Origin of the sequence: Mucilaginibacter sp., assembly GCF_041088075.1 — a bacterium.
GTDB lineage: Bacteria > Bacteroidota > Bacteroidia > Sphingobacteriales > Sphingobacteriaceae > Mucilaginibacter_A.
In genome coordinates this window covers 1-19,579 of record NZ_JBGCVY010000045.1, presented here as the reverse complement: position 1 = coordinate 19,579, position 19,579 = coordinate 1, and the positions used below count along the sequence as shown (strand labels likewise).

The 19,579-nt window shown below is 42.3% G+C and carries 22 protein-coding genes; 2 read left to right on the top strand and 20 right to left on the bottom strand.

The genetic code is table 11. The features are described from left to right. The 7 genes from hisB to V5804_RS10890 all read right to left on the bottom strand — a co-directional run bounded on the left by hisB (position 1) and on the right by V5804_RS10890 (position 6,801). Positions 1–1,140 carry a bifunctional histidinol-phosphatase/imidazoleglycerol-phosphate dehydratase HisB gene (gene hisB / locus V5804_RS10920; RefSeq protein WP_369591421.1) on the bottom strand — a complete coding sequence of 380 codons (1,140 nt, stop codon included), beginning with the start codon at positions 1,138–1,140 and terminating at the stop codon, positions 1–3. Beyond that, on the bottom strand, positions 1,137–2,189 hold the full coding sequence (gene hisC / locus V5804_RS10915) for a histidinol-phosphate transaminase (RefSeq protein WP_369591420.1): 1,053 nt from the start codon (positions 2,187–2,189) through the stop codon (positions 1,137–1,139). Before hisC ends, hisB begins: the two co-directional genes overlap by 4 nt. 78 nt (positions 2,190–2,267) lie before the next feature. After that, positions 2,268–3,551, bottom strand: coding sequence for a histidinol dehydrogenase (gene hisD, locus V5804_RS10910; protein WP_369591419.1), 1,284 nt, complete (start codon positions 3,549–3,551; stop codon positions 2,268–2,270). A gap of 32 nt (positions 3,552–3,583) precedes the next feature. Continuing rightward, positions 3,584–4,435 carry an ATP phosphoribosyltransferase gene (gene hisG, locus V5804_RS10905; RefSeq protein ID WP_369591418.1) on the bottom strand — a complete coding sequence of 284 codons (852 nt, stop codon included), beginning with the start codon at positions 4,433–4,435 and terminating at the stop codon, positions 3,584–3,586. A gap of 228 nt (positions 4,436–4,663) precedes the next feature. Beyond that, on the bottom strand, positions 4,664–6,151 hold the full coding sequence (locus tag V5804_RS10900) for a hypothetical protein (RefSeq protein ID WP_369591417.1): 1,488 nt from the start codon (positions 6,149–6,151) through the stop codon (positions 4,664–4,666). A gap of 137 nt (positions 6,152–6,288) precedes the next feature. Continuing rightward, positions 6,289–6,657, bottom strand: coding sequence for a type II toxin-antitoxin system HigA family antitoxin (locus tag V5804_RS10895; RefSeq protein ID WP_369591416.1), 369 nt, complete (start codon positions 6,655–6,657; stop codon positions 6,289–6,291). Between the two features lie 6 nt (positions 6,658–6,663). Beyond that, a complete protein-coding gene (locus V5804_RS10890; RefSeq protein WP_369591415.1) occupies positions 6,664–6,801 on the bottom strand; it encodes a type II toxin-antitoxin system HigB family toxin in 138 nt (45 codons plus the stop codon). A gap of 48 nt (positions 6,802–6,849) precedes the next feature. On the opposite strand from V5804_RS10890, the gene V5804_RS10885 reads away from it, so the two are divergent. Further along, complete coding sequence (locus tag V5804_RS10885) at positions 6,850–7,110, top strand: hypothetical protein (protein ID WP_369591414.1); 261 nt, start codon at positions 6,850–6,852, stop codon at positions 7,108–7,110. A gap of 1 nt (position 7,111) precedes the next feature. Here V5804_RS10885 and V5804_RS10880 read toward each other — a convergent pair whose 3' ends face one another. The 5 genes from V5804_RS10880 to V5804_RS10860 all read right to left on the bottom strand — a co-directional run bounded on the left by V5804_RS10880 (position 7,112) and on the right by V5804_RS10860 (position 11,482). Next, a complete protein-coding gene (locus V5804_RS10880; RefSeq protein WP_369591413.1) occupies positions 7,112–7,321 on the bottom strand; it encodes a DUF2683 family protein in 210 nt (69 codons plus the stop codon). Between the two features lie 65 nt (positions 7,322–7,386). Continuing rightward, positions 7,387–8,181: a nucleoside triphosphate pyrophosphohydrolase gene (mazG, locus tag V5804_RS10875; protein WP_369591412.1), complete on the bottom strand. Its 795-nt coding sequence runs from the start codon at positions 8,179–8,181 to the stop codon at positions 7,387–7,389. A gap of 182 nt (positions 8,182–8,363) precedes the next feature. Then, positions 8,364–8,993 carry an NAD(P)H-dependent oxidoreductase gene (locus V5804_RS10870; RefSeq protein ID WP_369591411.1) on the bottom strand — a complete coding sequence of 210 codons (630 nt, stop codon included), beginning with the start codon at positions 8,991–8,993 and terminating at the stop codon, positions 8,364–8,366. Between the two features lie 116 nt (positions 8,994–9,109). After that, the gene (gene mnmD / locus V5804_RS10865; RefSeq protein WP_369591410.1) at positions 9,110–9,778 is read right to left on the bottom strand and encodes a tRNA (5-methylaminomethyl-2-thiouridine)(34)-methyltransferase MnmD; all 669 of its coding nucleotides are present in this window, start codon (positions 9,776–9,778) and stop codon (positions 9,110–9,112) included. 477 nt (positions 9,779–10,255) lie between these two features. Then, on the bottom strand, positions 10,256–11,482 hold the full coding sequence (locus V5804_RS10860; protein ID WP_369591409.1) for a TCR/Tet family MFS transporter: 1,227 nt from the start codon (positions 11,480–11,482) through the stop codon (positions 10,256–10,258). Positions 11,483–11,997: 515 nt separating this feature from the next. On the opposite strand from V5804_RS10860, the gene V5804_RS10855 reads away from it, so the two are divergent. Next, positions 11,998–12,444 carry a KTSC domain-containing protein gene (locus V5804_RS10855; RefSeq protein ID WP_369591408.1) on the top strand — a complete coding sequence of 149 codons (447 nt, stop codon included), beginning with the start codon at positions 11,998–12,000 and terminating at the stop codon, positions 12,442–12,444. Between the two features lie 177 nt (positions 12,445–12,621). On the opposite strand, the gene V5804_RS10850 is transcribed toward V5804_RS10855, so the two are convergent. From V5804_RS10850 to V5804_RS10815, 8 genes are all read right to left on the bottom strand, one after another. Then, positions 12,622–13,377 carry a lysostaphin resistance A-like protein gene (locus V5804_RS10850; RefSeq protein ID WP_369591407.1) on the bottom strand — a complete coding sequence of 252 codons (756 nt, stop codon included), beginning with the start codon at positions 13,375–13,377 and terminating at the stop codon, positions 12,622–12,624. A 161-nt stretch (positions 13,378–13,538) separates the two neighbouring features. Continuing rightward, entirely contained in the window at positions 13,539–14,609 is a 1,071-nt protein-coding gene (locus V5804_RS10845) for a dipeptidase (protein ID WP_369591406.1), read from the bottom strand. A gap of 7 nt (positions 14,610–14,616) precedes the next feature. Then, a complete protein-coding gene (locus tag V5804_RS10840) occupies positions 14,617–15,729 on the bottom strand; it encodes a D-TA family PLP-dependent enzyme (protein WP_369591405.1) in 1,113 nt (370 codons plus the stop codon). 42 nt (positions 15,730–15,771) lie between these two features. Beyond that, entirely contained in the window at positions 15,772–16,143 is a 372-nt protein-coding gene (locus tag V5804_RS10835) for a type II toxin-antitoxin system VapC family toxin (protein ID WP_369591404.1), read from the bottom strand. After that, positions 16,137–16,349, bottom strand: coding sequence for a hypothetical protein (locus V5804_RS10830; RefSeq protein WP_369591403.1), 213 nt, complete (start codon positions 16,347–16,349; stop codon positions 16,137–16,139). The genes V5804_RS10835 and V5804_RS10830 overlap by 7 nt, the downstream gene beginning before the upstream one ends. Positions 16,350–16,418: 69 nt before the next feature. Next, positions 16,419–16,889: a RidA family protein gene (locus tag V5804_RS10825; RefSeq protein ID WP_369591402.1), complete on the bottom strand. Its 471-nt coding sequence runs from the start codon at positions 16,887–16,889 to the stop codon at positions 16,419–16,421. A 13-nt stretch (positions 16,890–16,902) separates the two neighbouring features. Continuing rightward, on the bottom strand, positions 16,903–18,216 hold the full coding sequence (locus V5804_RS10820; RefSeq protein WP_369591401.1) for a gluconate:H+ symporter: 1,314 nt from the start codon (positions 18,214–18,216) through the stop codon (positions 16,903–16,905). A 10-nt stretch (positions 18,217–18,226) separates the two neighbouring features. Next, a partial coding sequence (locus V5804_RS10815) for a family 20 glycosylhydrolase (protein WP_369591400.1) occupies positions 18,227–19,579 on the bottom strand: 1,353 nt, incomplete at its 5' end.

Here is a 19,579-nt window from a genome sequence, read left to right as displayed (position 1 = left end):
CTACAAAACTCCCTTTGTACTTGGCAAAACCATGTTGTTGACATCACGTTTTACCGCCATTTTTATCGCTTTTGCAAACGCTTTGAAAATGGATTCAATTTTATGATGCTCGTTTTCGCCCTCGGCCTTGATGTTTAAGTTGCATTTTGCCGCATCCGAAAAGGATTTGAAAAAGTGAAAAAACATCTCCGTCGGCATTTCCCCGATTTTTTCCCTGGTAAAAGAAGCATCCCAAACTATCCAGTTCCGGCCGCCAAAATCCAAGGCAACTTGCGCCAGGCAATCGTCCATCGGCAATAAAAAACCGTAACGGCCAATGCCTTTTTTATCGCCTAAAACTTGTGCAAAAGCTTCGCCCAGGGCAATTCCGGTATCTTCAATGGTGTGGTGTTCATCAATATGTAAATCGCCTTTTGCTTCAATTTCAAGGTCAATACTGCCGTGTTTTGCAATTTGATCGAGCATATGGTCAAAAAAATGCAGGCCAGTTGAAACCTTCGCTTCGCCTTTTCCGTCCAGGTTTAGTTTGATCAAAATATCGGTTTCCTTGGTTGACCGCCGGTGTTCAATCTTCCGTTCGCCCAACTTTAAAAACTCATAAACCTTTTCCCATTCCGCCGTTTCCAAAGCAATCACCGGTTTTAATTCTTCCGGGTTTTGGTTTGAAAATTCGCTTCCGCCTAAATTTGTATGGTTGTTTAACCAAATGGCTTTTGCGCCTAAGTTTTTGGCGAGAACAACATCATTTAAACGATCTCCAATCACATAAGAATTTTTCAGATCATATTTTTCGGCATTAAAGTATTTGGTCAGCAAAGCTGTTCCCGGTTTGCGTGTTGGCGCGTTGTCTTTTGCAAAAGTACGGTCAATCACCATATCAGAAAATTCAACGCCTTCGTTTTTTAAAGTATGAATGATGAAGTTTTGAACCGGCCAAAACGTATTTTCCGGATAAACGGTCGTTCCTAAACCATCCTGATTGCTCACCATCACCAGTTCAAAATCCAGTTCTTTTGCAATTTTTGGAAGATATTGCAACATGTGCGGATAAAACTCCAGCTTATCAAATGAATCAATTTGTTCGTCTTTCGGCTCGGTAATCAACGTTCCGTCGCGGTCAATAAATAAGAGTTTTTTCATGCCTGAAATAAATTCAAGGTGTTTAAAAGTTGTTTGTTTTCTGTTGGCGTTCCAATCGTAATCCGCAAACAGCCTTCGCACAGTTCCACTTTAGAACGGTCGCGGACGATGATTCCTTTCTCCACCAAAAACCGATAAATGGCTTTTGGCGATACTGTTTTTACCAGTATAAAATTAGCATCCGAAGGAAAAATATCTTGCACGAAATTCAGATTTTTCAGGCCCAAAACCAATTTATCGCGTTCCAGCAGCGTTTCCTTGATCCATTGATTTACTTGTTCCAAATTATCCAAAGCTTCCAAAGCTAATTTTTGCGAAGCCTGGTTGATATTATATGGCGGTTTTACACGGTTAAAAACTTCAATAATTTCTTCAGAAGCAAAAGCCATCCCGATGCGTAAACCTGCTAATCCCCAGGCTTTTGAAAGCGTTTGCAAAACCACCAAATTGCCGTATTCGGTCAGTTCCTGGATAAAACTTTTTTGCCGACTGTAGTTGATGTAGGCTTCATCCACCACCACCAAACCGTTAAAATTGGCCAGCAGCGTTTCCACATCTTCGCGGTTAATCGAATTTCCGGTCGGGTTATTGGGCGAACAGACAAAAATCAGTTTCGTGTTTGCGTCAATAGCTTCCGCGATGCCTTCCATATTCAACTGATATTCAGCTGTAAGCGGGACGTTTTTTACAGCAACATCATTGATATTAGCCGAAACTTGGTACATGCCGTAAGTTGGCGGAACGAGAATCACGTTATCAATTCCCGGCCGACAAAAGCTTCTGAACAGAATATCAATCGCTTCATCGCTGCCGTTCCCCAGAAAAATATTGCGCGGCGGTACTCCTTTTATGGACGTAATTTTTTGTTTGACGTCTGATTGAAGCGGATCCGGATAACGGTTAAAGTTTTCCGGAAGCGGAGAACCGTACGCATTTTCATTGGCATCCAAATAAACGCTGGCTTCGCCCTGAAATTCATCGCGCGCAGAAGAGTACGGCGTTAGGTTTTTGATATTTTCCCGAAGGAGGTTTTGGAGATTGAAATCCATGTTTTTTGTTTTTTTATTTAGAGACGTTGCACGCAACGTCTTCTTGTTTGCCGCAAAGAGACGTTGCATGCAACGTCTCTACAACCGTACCGTTACCGCGTTTTTATGAGCCTGCAAACCTTCCAGTTCCGCTAAAATTTCTACCGTTTTTCCGATGTTTTGAATACCGGTTTCTGTTATATGTTGAAACGTAATCTTCTTCACAAAAGAATCCACCGAAACACCGGAATAAGCCCGTGCATAAGCACTGGTTGGCAAGGTATGATTGGTTCCCGAAGCATAATCACCGGCACTTTCGGGCGTTAAATTTCCGAGGAAAACAGAACCGGCGTTGATGATTTGATCGGTAATTTGCTGCCAATTATCTGTTGCAAGTATCAAATGTTCCGGCGCGTATCGGTTACTGAAATCCATCGCCACTGAAAAAGTATCGGTAAAAACAGCATACGAATTTGTGATGGCTTTTTTGGTGATTTCGGCTCGCGGTAAAACGGGTAACTGCTTTTCCAATTCCACAATCGTTTCCTCAATTAGTTTTTTTGAAGTAGAAACCAGAACTGATTGGCTATCAATTCCGTGTTCTGCCTGCGCGAGTAAATCCGCAGCAACAAAAACCGGATTGGCCGTTTCATCCGCAATAATCAAAACTTCTGAAGGACCGGCCGGCATATCAATGGCCGTAACGGTTGTAGATTGAACGATAGTTTTTGCCTTAGTAACATATTGGTTTCCCGGGCCAAAAATCTTATCCACTTTCGGGATGCTTTCCGTTCCGTAAGCCATAGCTGCCACCGCCTGCGCGCCGCCAACCAAAAACACTTTTTTGATGCTCAACAATTGCGCAACAAAAGCGATGTACGGATTGATCTTGCCATCTTTTTGCGGCGGCGAACAAACCACGATTTCTTTACAACCTGCAATTTTCGCCGGAATGCCCAGCATCAAAAAAGTGCTCGGCAATACTGCCGTGCCGCCGGGGATGTACAAACCAACTTTTTCAATCGGCCGCAATTCGCGCCAGCAGGTTACGCCGGGCATGGTTTCTACTTTTTCTTCGGGATGGATTTGGGTTTGGTGGAACTTAAAAATATTTTGGTATGCTGTTTTTATCGCCTCTTTTTGGGTGTCCGAAACTTGTCCGGCCAGTTCGGCAATTTCAGCTTCACCGGTAAACAACTCGTTTAAAGTTACTTTATCAAAAGCCAAAGCATAATCGCGCAAAGCCTGGTCGCCGTTTTGTTTTACGTTGGCCAAAATCTGCTCCACCGTTTCGCGGATTTCGTTGCCAGAATCCGTGTTGCGTTGCGTTAACTGCTCCAGTTCAGCTTCCGAAAGTTCGTTGTAATTATAAACCTTTAACATTAACCACCAATTTTTGACCGGTAAAAACAGTATTACAAAATAATTTTTTCGATCGGCATCACCACAATCCCTTGTGCGCCTGCCGCTTTCAGTTCGCTGATTTTGTTCCAAAAATCGCGTTCAGGGATAACGGTATGCACCGCAACCCAACCGCTTTCGGCCAACGGAACCACGCTCGGGCTTTTTACTCCGGGCAGCAATTTCAGGATCTGGTCGAGGCAATGTTGCGGCACATTTAAAACCACATATTTGGTTTCTTTGGCGCGCAAAACGGATTGGATACGTTGGATCAGTTCCTGCACATGTTCGTTGTTTTCTTCGCCTTTTCGCCCGATCATAACCGCTTCCGAAGAAATCACATCGGCAAAAGCTTTCAACCCATTGCTTTTTAAGGTTCCTCCGGTAGAAACAATATCGAAAATGGCATCGCTTAAACCCAAACCCGGACTTATCTCCACCGAACCGGAAATGGTGCGGATATCAGCCTGGATTTTATTTTCTTTCAGGAATTTTTCTAAGATAACCGGATAGGAGGTGGCAATTGATTTTCCTTCCAACTGGCTCAGTTCTTCTACTTCGCTGCCGTTTGGCAATGCTATTTTTAGCGTGCATTTTCCAAAACCTAAACGTTGCAGGTAACTCACTTTTACTTCGGTTTCGAGGATTACGTTTTCGCCGACAATGCCCAAATCAGCAATGCCGTCCTGCACGTACTCCGGGATGTCATCATCGCGCAAAAACAAAATTTCCAGCGGGAAATTGGAAACCGGGGAAATTAAAGAGCTTTTATAGTTTTCAAAAGATAAGCCACAGTTTTTTAACAGTTCAACCGATTTTTCGTTGAGGCGACCGGATTTTTGGATCGCTATTTTAAGTGGTTTCAAAGGATTTTGGGTTGGATAACAAAAAAAGAATTAATATTTCGTGCAAAACAGGATCAAACTTGGGTAGAATGATGGTGGTGATGCAGTTGAATGAAATATTTTTTCATGTTGTTTTTTCCGGCTAAAACGTAGCGGTGTGCAAATATAAAAATTGAGCGGTATAAAAGAAGCAGTAAATTTTTTATAAAAATCGACAATGCAATTTTGAATAAATGCTTCTTTTACCTGCTATTTTTCAGTGCGTTTTGTAAACAAATACACTTTTCCATCCGGCAATTTGTACAGCAATTTTAAATTTTTTAAAGCTGAGATTTCTTTTATGCTGAGCAAATCAACTTCATTTTTCGCATCAAACCAAACCAAATAGCCCGTTTGTATTTGCGCAAAATCTTTGGCTTGCCAAGGGTAATGATGGTTGGGCAACAACTGGCAAGGCAGGCCGCTGAAAAAATAAAAGCCATCGCTGGAGTTGGAATAAACGGGCAAATTAGGTTTGAAAACCGATTGGTGTTTGCGCAAAAAACCGGCAAAAGGCGAGTTGTTCCAGGAATCATCGGTGTAGCCCGGAACGCCGTATTCGTTTTCGGCGTAGTAACGCTCGTCGTCCGTTTTGTATTCCCGCCAAGGCAAAAACAAAAAGGCCAGTAAAAACAGCACGTTTACATAACGCAGCTTTTGGTTTTTGTGCCGATGAAAAAACCCGAAAAGCCAACTGCTTGCGCCCAGCAAAAACGGGATAAAAGCCGGTGCCAGTAAACGGTTGTTAATGGTTTCGTAACGCGTAATGGCCGAAGAAATGATGATAAAAGAAGTATAAACGAGAAAAAAACCAACCGCAATATTTTCGGATTTGCGGAAACCGGAGCGGAAAAACCGCCAGCAAAACAACAACACAAAACCCGACAAGAAAAATATGCTGGTAAAAGAAGCATACCGGTCAACCAAATTATCGGGAACGGTGAGCCAGGAACTTAGCGTTGCACCGAAATGATGCAGGATTTCCATCAAAGAAACGATGCTTTTTTGCCGGTTGCCAGTTAAATTGTTGCCAAGCAAAGCATTTCGGAACAAATTTGCCGCCAATAACGAAACACTGATGCAATTGAAAATGAGAAAATGTTTGATTTTTTGACGGAGTACAAGTTTGAGATCAAAAACCAAAAGCAAACTTCCGGTTAAAACCAAAGTAATGCCGGCATAACGCGTAATGCAGGAAACGGCAGCAATTAAAGCACAAACCATCAGCCATTTTTGCCGATGCAATTGCACATACTTTTTCCAAGTTAACAAAAACAGCATCACCAATAAAATAAACAGCGTTTCTGACCAGAGTTTGGTGTAAATTTCGAGCAAAGACGGACTTAGAACAATGGTAATCAGCACAATATATTTGTACCAAACCGACCTAAAACCGAAAGTATCAACATAAAAACTGGTGCAAAAAACAACAGCGGCAAAAAGGCTGGCGGTAACGTAAGGCGCAGTTACGATTGGATCAAGGCGCGAAAAAAATTGGATGATGGCCAGAAAAATAGGAAAACCGACCGGGAACTCGATCAAAGGTTTTCTTCCGAACTCCAACATGCCCAAACCTGAATTTAAGTTACGGGCAACGGAGGTGTAAACCACAGAATCCGGCGAAACGCCAATGCCGCTGTACTTTGTAAAAAGCAGCACGACGAGAAAACAGCAAACCGCCGCCAGTAAAGCTTCCATGTTTTTTTGCCGGTAAAAGAAGTATCTCATTGTTTTTTTATCGAATCCAGCACTTGCTCCCAGGCTTAAGTTTCGATTCAGCCGCCAATTGAAATGTTATTATCTTTCGGTTTTTCATAAGCAAAATAGCAGCGTTGTTATTTTGTTAATTGATAATTATTCACTAAAACTGAAGCTGATATTTTTAAAATCCGTTCCAGTTCCCGGATCATATCAACATTTAATTTTTTCTTTTTATTTAAAATTTCTGAAACCCGGCTTTTGCCACCGATTACGCCAACCAAATCTTTCTGCTTCAGGTTCATTTCTTCCATCCGTATTTTTATCGCTTCAATAGGATCAGGCGCGGTAATTGGATAATACTGGTTTTCGTAATTTTCGATTAAAAGCGACAATATTTCCGCTTCATCTCCTTCTTTAGAATCTGGTGCTGAATCAAAAATTACTTCAAGCCTTGCCAAAGCATCGTTGTAATCGTTTTCTGTTTTTATCGGTTTTAATGTCATTTTGCTTTAAATTGTATCCGCGTTAATTTGATCATATTCCATATGTGTTCCAACAAACCGTATAAATGCCCATTGCTTTTCATAATTAAACTTTACAATCAACCGTATGCTTTTCCCAAAACTCGCGCAAAGTTCTTTTTGCAATTATTCTTTTCACTTAAAATTCAATAAGCAAATATATAAAGTTCTCAAATGAAGAACTGGTACGCTGTGTTTTGGCTTCGTTTGCCTGCGCAAATACAATTGCCTGATGAAATGCTGCCGTACCAAAACCAAACTTTTGCGGCTCATGGTGTACTCAGCTTCCGGTTGGTGGAAAATAATTGGAAAGTATTATGCTTTTTTTTATGCTGCGAAAAAGCGGGGGAATTTAGGGTGATAAAAAGAGTAAAGAAGAGTAGTTTTTTAAGCATGAGCCAGAATTTAAAAAAGCTTTATGCTATTTTAAATTGAGCTATTTCCATAAGTTATCCAATTCTTGCAACGTAATCTTTCTGCCTAATCCATTTTTAACATCTTCTCGGCCTTGTTCTATTTTTTTTATAAATCCCGGGTCGTATGGACGTTCATTAGATTTTTCAAACGGGACATTTAAAGCTTTGGCCAATTGCTCAAAAAGGCTTTCTTGTTCTTTGGACTGTGGGTGAATAATAAGCGTTGACATGAGTTTTGTTTTTGATAAAATTAAATGTTTTACCCGAATTTTATGCCGATAAAAACAGTATCAACCTAAACCTTTTTCGCCTCGTTCCAATAAATATCCATCTCCGCCAATGTCATATCCTGTAATTGTCGGCCGTTTTCTTTGGCTTTTTGTTCGAGGTATTGAAAGCGTTTGATGAACTTTTTGTTCGTTTTTTCCAAGGCGTTTTCAGGGTTGATGTTGATGAAACGCGCGTAGTTGATCAAGGAAAACAACAAGTCGCCAAACTCGTCTTCGGCTTTTTCGGGGTTAATGTTTTCGCCCGAAAACTCGTCTTTAAACTCCTGCAGTTCTTCTTCCACCTTTTCCCAAACCTGGCTTTTATCTTCCCAATCAAAACCAACGCCGCGCGCTTTTTCCTGAATCCGCGCCGCTTTAACCAAAGCGGGAAGCGAAGCCGGAACGCCGCCCAAAACCGATTTGTTGCCTTCTTTCAGCTTCAATTGTTCCCAGTTGCGTTTTACATCTTGCTCGTTTTCAACCACAACATCGCTGTAAATATGCGGGTGGCGGTGGATCAGCTTTTCGCAAATGCCGTTCAATACATCCACAATCGTAAAATCGCCGGTTTCCGAAGCAATTTCTGCATAAAAAACCAAGTGCATCATCACGTCGCCCAGTTCTTTTTTCACTTCGGGCAAATCATTTTCCAAAATTGCATCCGCCAGTTCGTAAGTTTCTTCGATGGTAAGGTGCCGCAGGGTTTGCATCGTTTGCTTTTTGTCCCACGGACAATTGTTGCGCAAATCTTTCAAAACCGTCAATAAACGCTCGAAAGCAGCAGCTGGGTTTTGCGCCGCCGCCGGAATTGGTAAAGCCATAGTTCAATTTAAAAAGGCAAAATTAAGGTTTTTAGGAGGAAGTTGGGAAAGTCAGGAAGTCGGAAAGACCGAAAGTCCGTGAAGACCAGAAGTTTGGGAAGTTGGAAAGATGATTTGCAACAAAAAATCCCGACAGAAAATTTTCCTGTCGGGATTTTTTATGTTGATACTGTTTTTACCGCTTATAATTGGATAAACAACTGCTCTTTGGCACGTCGTACTTTTTTAGCGTGAGCCAGTTGGTCGTTCGCTTCATCACGATAACCCAAAGGCATAATAGTTACCGCATGCAAACCTTTTTCTTTTAACCCTAACACCTCATCCAAGCCAACCGGGTCAAAACCTTCCATCGGTGTGGCATCCACTTTCTGTTCGGCAGCGGCAGCCAGGCCAATGCCAAAAGCAATATAAGCTTGCCTTGCAGCCCAATTTGACCTTTGTTCCGGGGTTAAACGTTCTGCCATGCCGGCGATTGAATTTTTAAAGCCCGCTAAATTTGCTACATCAATACCTCGTTCCTGGGCAACATCAGCCATGTAAGCATCAATTTGCTGTTCGGTTACGTCTGTCCAAGCAGCAAAAACCAACAAATGCGAAGCTTCAAATATTTGCGGCTGATTATAGGCAACTGGTTGGATTTTTTTGCGCAACTCTTCACTTTCGATTACCAAAACAGTAAAAGGCTGCAAGCCGAAAGACGTGGGCGCCAAACGGATCGCATTTAAAATATAATCAACTTTTTCTTGCGGAACTTTTTGTCCGTTCATTCTTTTGGTGGCGTAGCGCCAGTTCAAATCTTCTATCAAGCTCATGGTGTTTTGTTTTCTAATGTTTTGATTGTTTCAACAAACTTAAATTAATTGTGTGTTGTAACAATTAACTTAGATCAAGAAGCAGATAGATTGACTTTTGTGTGATAAAAGAAGCATCAAAGCTTTGTTGCCCGCAGCATTTCGCGTTTGCCCGGTGCGCCCGGCGCTTTTTCTACCGTAAAACCCAAGGCTTTTAACTGCCTTTTTAAGTTTCCGGTGATGGCATAAGTTACAAAAACGCCACTTGGTTTTAAAAAGGAAACGATATGCGCAATCGCTTCTTCGCCCCACATTTCGGGTTGATGGACGGCAGCAAAAGCATCAAAATAAACCACATCAAATAATTGCGGCGATTCAAAGTCGAGCAATTCCCGGTGCACCAGTTCCAGCTCGCAATATTCATTAATTTTTACTTTGTGGTTGATGGTAGAAGGGTACATGCCCTGGAAATTATCCCACAAATCTTTGCTGATGTATTGATCATAACCCGTTTGCCTAATCATTTCTGTATCCAGCGGAAAAGCTTCAATCCCAACATAATCCAATTTGATCTGCTGCTGTATACAAAAATCAGCAGAAAGGAAAAAGTTTAAACCGGTTCCTAAACCAACTTCCAAAATGGTAACTTGTGATGCTTCTTTTACCGATAAAAAATATTGCAGGCCGGATTTTAAAAATACATGCCGGCTTTCCTGCAAAGCACCGTGTTTGGAATGGTAGTTTTCGCCAACTTCTGTATTAAAAATGGTGTTGGAACCGTCGGCGGTTTGGATGAGTTGGAGCATGGAACGGAAAATTACTACTTTTTTTCGTGCTTAACATTTGCCATCTTTTCTGTCATCAAAAGTAAGAACTTTTGTTTACCACAACTAAAGGATGTTTACCAAAGATAAAATTATAGGAATATTTTGTTTTGTAGATGATTTGTTGAAAATGGGAAGTGTTTACAGATTTTGCTTATACGAATTATGAGATCGAAGATAATTTATGGGAATATGGCCAGATCGTTTTAAAAGTACACCGGAAATCAAGTGCAAAAAGAAAAGATAGCGTGAACGTTGCCTTTATTAAAGAATATATACGTAAAAGGGTAAAAACAACGCTTAGTGAGATCAAAGGGCTATTCCTTAGGGAACTTCATACCGTAACCCGTAAGAGCTGCTGCTGAAAATTACCCTATTCATCTTTTCATTTACGCTCAATAAAATCATTGTACAACTAACAACTTGAGTTTATTAGTAATTTCACTAACAGCAATTAACTCACCCTTCCTTCCTCACCGCTACCCTTTTCATGCTCCGATAAGCCAGCCCCGTACTCACCAAAACTAAAACCGCGCCCAGGAAAAAAGGTGCGCCCGGAAACAGGAAGGGCGAATTGGTACTGGTAAAAAAAGCAAACAGGCTGGTCATCAATACCGGCGCAAAAATGGTGGTGGCGCTCATTAAACTGGTGAGGGCGCCTTGCAGTTCGCCTTGCTCGTTGGGCGGCACAAAGCCCGACATGATGCTTTGCAAGGCCGGGCCGGCAATTCCACCTAAAGAATACGGGACGATAAAGGCAAACATTTGCCAGGAGTTGGCGGCAAAAGCAAACAGGAACAAACCCGCGCTGTAGAACAAAAAGCCGGTGTATAAACTTTTTTCGGAACCGAGTTTGGGGATTGCCCAGCGGATGACAACGGTTTGTACCAGCGCAGTCATCAACCCAACAAAACCCAGCGAATAGCCCACCATGGCTTCGTTCCAGCTCAGTTTTTCCATGCCGTAATAGCTCCAGGTGCTTTGCATCCCGTTGTTAGCCGTATAAAGCAGGATGAGGGAAATCACCAACCCGCTGATGGCCGGATATTTTTTAAGTTGCAGCAAAGCGCCAACCGGATTGGCACGTTTGATGTTGAAAGCACGTCGGTTTTCTTTGGAAAGCGATTCGGGCAGCACAAAAAAGCCGTACAAAGCATTCAGCAAACTCAAACCGGCCGCGGCCATAAACGGAACGCGCGAACCGTACTGGCCCAGCAATCCGCCCAAAACCGGGCCGATGATAAAACCCAAACCAAAAGCAGCGCCAATCATCCCGAAATTTTGCGCGCGGTTTTCAGGCGTACTGATATCCGCAATGTAAGCCGAAGCGGTGGTAAAACTGGCACCGGTAATGCCTGCAATCGTCCTTCCCACAAACAGCCAACCGATGCTGGGCGCAAAGGCCAGGAAAATATAATCTATCCCGAAACCTAAAAGCGAAAAGAGGAGGACCGGCCTTCTGCCATAACGGTCGCTCAAATTGCCCAGCACAGGCGCAAACAAAAACTGCATAATGGCATAAGCAAAAGTAAGCCAGCCACCAATGGCCGAAGCCTGGCTCAAGTTGCCATGGATGAGTTCGCTGATGAGTTTGGGCATCACCGGGATGATAATGCCGAAGCCCGTAACATCAATGAGCAGGGTTACAAAAATAAAACCGAGTGCTGCTTTGCGCGAAGAAGCCATACGTTTGGGAATGATTGTTTAAGTTAGGTTGACCGTTTGTGTTTCGCTAAAAACGTCCGATCATTTTGCTAAGATAAACACTGCTTTGGAAAATGAAAGCTGCGGCAGCAAACGAAACAGCAAAACCCGTTGGGTACTTTTGGGAGATGTCTTTTTCAGCACAACCCTTTTCATACTTTGATAAGCCGGTTCTATGTTTGCCAAAATAAAAACGTCACCCAGAAAAAAGTGTACTGGAACATAATGAAAGCTGGCCGGTTTTTTAATGGCGATGCTTCTTTTATCGGGTAAAAATTGAGATGGTTTTGCAGGATTGATTTTTCAAAAACAGGATTAGAAACCTTTAGCTCACAAAACTGGATTTGAAAATTCGGCCTATTCCAAACTTGTACCAACAACTATAAATCAATTCAGATATTTTTTCTTGTGTAGAAGATGTACTTTTGCAAAATTATTTTCTTGGAAAGGATTTCTTTATCATTCCTTCCAACGAGAATAAAAAATAAATTGATGCGATGAAAAAAATTGTTGATTACAGGAAACTCTTTGGCGTAAATAACGAGGCCGACTTACAGGAATTGAAAACCGTTTACCGGAACCTTATGAAAACTTGGCACCCGGACAAGTTTGCAGACAATAACGAAGAAAAGCTGGCAGCAGAAGAAAAAAGCAAAGGCATTATCGAAGCTTACCACTTTTTAGTCAGCATTGCCCCCGAAACCCTCAACCAAACGCTTGCCGATTATACCATTACCACAAGTTCAGGGATTTTGGATTTCGGGTACAAGTCCCAAGTGCTTACCGTTAACTTTGCAGATGGCAATACTTACGAATATTTTGATGTGCCCAAGGCTGTTTATACCAAATTGGTGAATGCCGATTCTGCCGGAAGGTTTGCCAGAAGGCATATTTTTAATGTCTATGTTTACCGAAGCACGAGTAGATTGGTTGCTGTTTCCTAAAGAAAATTGGTTTTTGGGGAAGGTGTGTTTTTTGGAAGATCTTTTTGCTTGGGTAAGTTGGGGTAGTATTTGCCAAAAACAAAAGGAATAATGTATGCTTCTTTTATCGGGTAAAAGTTGGTAAGGAAGTTTTAATTTGCACTTCCTTTTGTTTTTATAAATTTAAAAGAAGTTAAGTTAGATTAAGTAAAATATACAATAGATCATACCTAAGTTAAATGCAGAGTGGCAAATGATTGCGCCTAAAATAGAACCAGAAATAGAACCAGATTTTTGTTTTGATTTATAAAACAAAATACTCACCAAAAACATAATTGAAACCCAAAAAATAGTTGGTGTGGTAAAGAAATCCCAACGTTTATTGATATAGACCAATCCAAAATGCGAAATATGGGTTAATGCAAATGCCGAACTATCAACTATTGATGCCTTTTTCTCACCTATTGATTTCGCAAAACTTGAATGTACAATTCCCCGAAAAAATAATTCTTCGCCGATTGGGCTAAATATCATTCCTGTTAATGCCATTATTGAGAACAAAACAGCTTTGTCGCTTTTATTTATTCCGATAGGAATATTGTAAGACTTTCCAATATATTTATACCAATTTTCATACGAGTTTGCGTATAATACATGACCCAAAAAGTAAAGTATAAAACTTACAATTAGCCCTAAAATAAAAGCAATTAAAAGCCATTTATAGTGTTTAGGTTTTGTTATTCCTATTTGTTTTTGTCCATATTTATTTAAGAAAACAAAAGGTGCAATAGCAGAAATAAACATTATCAATCCTATATAACCGTAGTTTCCAGTTGCATTTGCGTGTAAAACCAAAAGAAAGCGAGGGATACAAACTATTAAAATTAGGAAAAGTCCAAACTTCCAATTGAATTGAAAAATTCTATTCCAAATAGGTCTTAGTTCGTTTTCCATATTGTTTTTTTAAATTAAGTATTGACTTTGGTTTCCCGAAACTACAACTTAACAATCAGGGATTTCGAAGATGGTAAATAGAAATTGCTTCATAATCTTATAACGTGAACTTGTCTATTTCATATTGTTACACCAATTTTATGCAGGTAAAAGAAGCATCCCTATTTCCAGGTATTCTTTAAAAAGCGTATCCAATTGCCGTGCAAAATATTTTCGATATCAGTTGATGAATAGCCGCGCAAGGCCAATAAACCGTCCAGCTTTTGCAGATCGGCAATGGTTTCCAAATCGTACGGGCATTGCTCTCTACCAAAAGCGCCATCGAGATCAGAACCGATGCCGACATGCAAACAATTGCCGGCCAGTTGGCAAATATGGTCAATGTGATCAATTACGGTATCCAAATTGCAGTTGCTGTTTTTCGGGTCGGATTTGCCGCGTTCCCAATTCGGGATCAGCATCCAGGCATCCATAGCGCCGCCAATTACGGCACCGCGCTCAATCAAGGCTTTGATCTGCTCGTCGCTGTACTGCCGGTTGTGGTTAACCAACGCGCGGCAATTGTTATGGCTGGCCCAAACCGCGCCGTTAAAATGGTTCAAAGCTTCCCAAAAACTGTCATCGCATAAATGAGTGGCATCTAAAATGATGTTCAGTTTTTCCATGTGGCGCAGCAGTTCGTGGCCTTTCGAACCCATAAAACCGGTGGCATCCGTTCCTTGCGCGTAACGGCCCGGGCCGTAGTGGGCAGGGCCAACCGCACGCAAACCGTCTTCGTAAGCTTGATCTAAATGCTGCATGGAAAGGATAGAATCCGCGCCTTCCAAACTTAAAATATAACCGATTGGTTTTTTTTCAGAAGGCGTTTCATCTACCCATAAATCTAAATGTTTTTGTAAGGATTGCAGGTTGTTAATCTGCACCATTTCCCCGGCCTGTTCCATCGCTTTGTACCAGGCCAACTGGCCTTGCGTTTGCGCCCAGGCCTGATCCGGCGAATGCCAGCCGGGAAGCGGGTTGTCAGGCGCAACATAACGTGCAATTTGCGTGGCCACCACCAAACCAACGTTTCCGCGGCGCAGTTCGGGCAGAGAGACTACGGCTTTGCCACGGTCTGGTTTATCGGTCAGGCCATTTTCGCGTGCATTAATTTCGGCAAGCGGTTGGGTCAGATCGCGGTTCCATTCCAGTGCGTTCATACTCAGGTCGAGGTGGGCATCAACAATCAGCATACTGTTTTTATAAGGTAATTTTTCGGTTTCGGGCGATGGTTTCCCAGCTTCCGGTTATTTGATGGTTTTCTACGGTTGTGGCAGATTGATGCAAAGCAACGGTTGGGCAAATGTGCCAAGGCAAACCATACAGCACATCGCCAATTTTAAAATGGTGGTTTTCACCGGCATTGGCCACCAAATGTTCTTCGCTGTGGCTGATTAATTTAAGATCAGGTGCATTTAAAAAACGGACACGTTTATCAAGGCTGCTTTCGGATGCCATGGATTTATGCCCCAGATCCATACAGATTTTTGTTTGATCTGGCAAAGAAACCACACGCGCAACCAGCAGCGCGGCCGGTAAAAAAAGCTGTTCGGTAAAGTGCTGTCGGTAGCCTTCGTCCCAATAAATAAATGTGCCCGGACTGCATTCTACATCGGGTTCCTCAGCATAAAACGGAAAAGTTGGCGTGCCTCCGGCGATGATTTTTGGCGAAGCAAAGCCTTTTGCCATCAATTCCTGTTTCACCAATTTTACCTGCATAAAAGAAGCATGCCATTGTTGCCTCCGGGTTTCAAAATCAGCAGCATGGATATGCCCGTCATAAGCATGCAGACCCATCGGCGTTAATGCTTCTTTTATCGCACAAAAATTATATAAATCAACGGCTTTATTTGGGTTGATGCCGGTCCGGTTCATGCCGATGTTCAAATCTATATAAACCGGGATTTTAAGGTTTTGGCCGAAAGCCGCATCGTTTAAAATTTGTGCCGAAGTCGGATCATCCACCAAACACGAAAAAGCGGTTTCGGGAAAAGTCTTGATCAGTTCCAAAAAACGGTCAACCGAAGCGCCAACAATTGGGTAAGCCAGCAACACATCCGGCGCTTTTGCCATCGCCAGCATTTCTGCCTCGGCAATGGTAGCGCATTTGAATTTGGTGATGCCGCTTTCCAACATCAGCAAAACGGGTTCGATGGCTTTGCAGGTTTTTACATGTGGGCGAAGCCGGGCAACTTCACTGATCGAACCAATCAACAAATCAATATTGTGTTTTACGCGATCCGGATAAATTGCCAGGGCTGGCGTGTTTAAGCTTTCGGTATTATCTATCCAATACCAAGGTTTGGTTTGCATGCTTCTTTTATCGGATAAAAATTGGTGTCAACGGATAAAATATCAAGCAATTTCCAATCCTTCGATCCGCTCAAAGTGCTTTTTGTTTAAAGTTTTAATAGGTAAATCGTGCTTAATGCAAGTAGCCCCAATAAATATATCCCTAAACTCTATAAGTTGATTTTTGGCTTTTAGTTGAAGAAATATCTGAGCTGCCAGGATTGAAATTGAATAAGTAAAAGGAAGAACAATTAATTTTCTTGTACTTAAACGTACATCATTTTGCTTATCTTTTGAATTTGCACCAATATAAAGTTCATATATAGAAACGGCAGAAATAAAAATTATTTCCTGTTCAGTTAATTTGTAAAGAGTTGTTGAAAACTTGTCTTTAGTTCTTATATATTCAATAACAATACTTGTATCAACTACCATTTTGGAGGGTTTATACTATCGAAATGCCGTGTGTTTTCTTCAAAAACTTTCAAATCTTCCTCACTCCAAGTAGAAACTTGAGCTAAATCTTTTCGATACGCTTCCATGTCCATTTTTTCCTGTTCAATAGTTACGCCCAATTCCTTTAACAATTCTTTTACCAAAGCAATTTTTCTCTCCGGTACGTTGATGATCAGCTTTTCCATATCTCAAATTTACTAAAATTATCACCAAGGTTTGATGCTTCTTTTACCAGTAAAAATTTCAAATAGAACTTACCATAACTCCATCAAAGCTTCAATTTCTACCGGAATATTGTCCGGCAATGAACCAAATCCAACTGCGCTGCGTGTTCCAATGCCATTTTCTTCGCCCCAAATTTGTACAAACAATTCGCTGCAACCATTGATGATGAAAGGGTGTTTTTCAAAATCGGGCGTGCAATTGACCATGCCTAAAACTTTGATCACGCGTTTCACTTTAGCCAAACTGCCCAAATTGGTTTTGATGGTGGATAGAATTGTTAAGCCAACTTGTCGCGCAGCCAACTTGCCTTCATCCTGCGAAATGTCATCGCCGATGCGGCCAATAATCAAACTTTTATCATTGCGGACCGGGCCGTGGCCGGAGAGGTACAGGTATTTTCCGTCTATCAAATAAGGTTTGTACACGCCCAACGGTTTTGGCGCCGGCGGAAGTGATAAACCTAATTGTTCGAAACGCTGGTCTGCGGTTAAATTTTCCATGCTGTTTTTATCGTTATAAAATTGAATTGAGGATTAATACGCCCGCCAAACCTACGAAAGCCACAATGGATTCCATGACCGACCAGGACAAAAACGTGTTTTTTACGCTGAGGTTGAAGTATTCTTTAAAAAGCCAAAAACCCGAATCGTTGACGTGCGAAAAAGCCAGGCTTCCGGCACCAACGGCAAGTACCATCAGGTTTGGGTTGGTGTGCGATGCAGCCATGATGGGTAAAATAATGCCAACGGTAGTCAGTCCGGCAACCGTTGCCGAACCTACGCAAACGCGGATGATGGCGGCAATCAGCCAACCTAAAATCAGCGGCTGCATGTGCAGGTTTTGTAAAAGTGAGGCAAACTGGTTGTTCACACCGGTATCGGTCAAAACCTGTTTTAGTGCGCCCGAACCGGCAATAATAAGCAGGATAGAAGCAATATCTTTTACGGCATCAACATAAAAACCCATCACTTGCGGCATGCTTTTGCCCTGAAAAATACCAAGCGAAAAGGTGGCGTAAGTAATGGAGATAATCAGCACGATGGAAGGCGCCGCCAATAAAGCAATCAACGGATGCCAACGCGTACCAACCGGAAAAGCAAAAGCAGCAACCGTCGTTCCCATCAGCAACAAAACCGGCAAAACGGCCGTGAAAAAGCTGTTGAATGAGCTGGGCAGTTGGTCTTCAGGCAGCTCATCGGCCACAAAAGCTTTCAAAGGCTGCGATGGCATGTTTTTTAAAGTGCTTGAGAAAACCGGGCCAGCAATAATGATAGCGGGAATGGCCAGGATCATCCCATAAAATAAAGTCAGGCCCATATTGGCATGAAACTGCGTAACCAAAGCCGAGGGCGAAGGGTGCGGCGGCAAAAAACCATGCGTTACCGAAAGCGCGGCCAACATGGGCAAACCGATGGCCACTGCTGGTAATTTGTATTTGTAAACCACCGAGAAAATAAGCGGCACCATCAGCACAAAACCAATTCCGTAAAAAAGTGAGATGCCGATGATAAAACCAATCGTCATCATCGCCCATTGGATGTTTTTTTTGCCGGCCGCGTTTACAATTACGGCGGCAATGCGTTGCGCGGCACCGCTTACAGCTACGAGTTTTCCAAACATCGCGCCCAATGTAATTAGGATCACCAGCGAGGATAAAATATCGCCGATGCCTTTTTCTATCGAGCCTGCAATTTTATCCAACGGAAGGCCAAGCAACAAACCGGCTACCAGCGAGACCAGCAAAAAAGCCAAAAACGGATGTACTTTGGCTACGCTGATAAGCAAAATTAAACCTGCAATACAGCCAATAATGATCAAAAAAGTCATTTGCCCAAAATTAATTTACCGTAAATTCATCTGTTAAAAGCCAGGCTTTTCCGCCTGCGCCATATTCCCCCGGCGGGATAACGCCTTTATTTTCCGCTTTAATTTTGATGTAGCGCGCTTTTACCGGGATAAAAACAGCATGAATTGAATTGATGCCGTTGGCCGGAAAATTTTGCTGGCGGTAAACTTCGCGAAAGGTAACACCATCGGCAGAAATTTCAAAAGTCAATAGCTTGGGCTCCCACATTTTTTGCCAGTGGTATTTTAAAATATGGGTGCCGATTTCTGAAATTTGCTGCACAGAACCCAGGTCAATTACCGCTTCCAAATCTTCTCCCGTAAAACCGCACCACTGGTTGTCGTTGTAGCGGTTGCTTCCGCTTAAACCATTTACCAAAACGTTGTTGTTGCCGGGGTTAAAATTTCCCTGCGGGGAATTCTTCAAACTTACTTTTTGGCCGGTTGCTTTGCTGATGTTGAAATTTTGTTCAAAAATGCGCCCGTTCAAATTTCCTTCGGTAAACAAAGCTGCTTTTAACGTTCCGGGTTTGGAAATGGAAACCGGGTTTTGATAAAGCATACTGTTTTTATCGGGTGTTTTTCCGTTTGTGGTGTAGCGGATCTCGGCGTTTGGCATGGTGCTTTTCAAACTAACCAAAACGTTGTTTTTTTGTACCGAAACCGAATCTGTGATCTCATCAAAAACTTCCGCCGCGTTGATTTTTAATTGTTGGATCATCAGTTTTTGCAAACGCAGCCGGTTTAAAAAATCAGCGTGGTTCCGGTTGGTTTTACTGCTCCAGGCAATTTCTGCCAAAGCAAAAACCCGCGGAAAGATCATGTATTCAGCCTTTTGTTCTGAGGTTAAATATTCGCTCCAAACGTTGGCCTGCACACCTTTTATGTATTTTGCTTCTTCCGGTTTTAAAGCAGCCGGAACAGGTTCATAACCATAAACTTTGCTCAAAGGCGTGTAGCCTCCGGCCGCAACTTGTTCGTTTGAATTTAGCGATTGGTAATAATCCAGGTACACAAATTTTTCGGGCGTCATCACCACTTCATGCTGCAAATGTGCCGCCGCAATCCCGCCTTCTTCGCCGCGCCAGCTCATCACGGTTGCATTGGGCGTTAAGCCGCCTTCCAAAATCTCGTCCCAGCCAATTATTTTTTTGTTTTTGCTTTTCAGGTATTTTTCGATGCGCGCCATAAAATAAGTTTGCAGTTGCTGCTCGTCTTTTAGATGTTCGTCGGCGATGCGCTTTTGGCATTTCGGGCAGGTTTTCCATTTCGTTTTGGGGCATTCATCGCCGCCAATATGGATGTAGTTTGAAGGAAAAAGCGGGATCACTTCATCCAAAACATC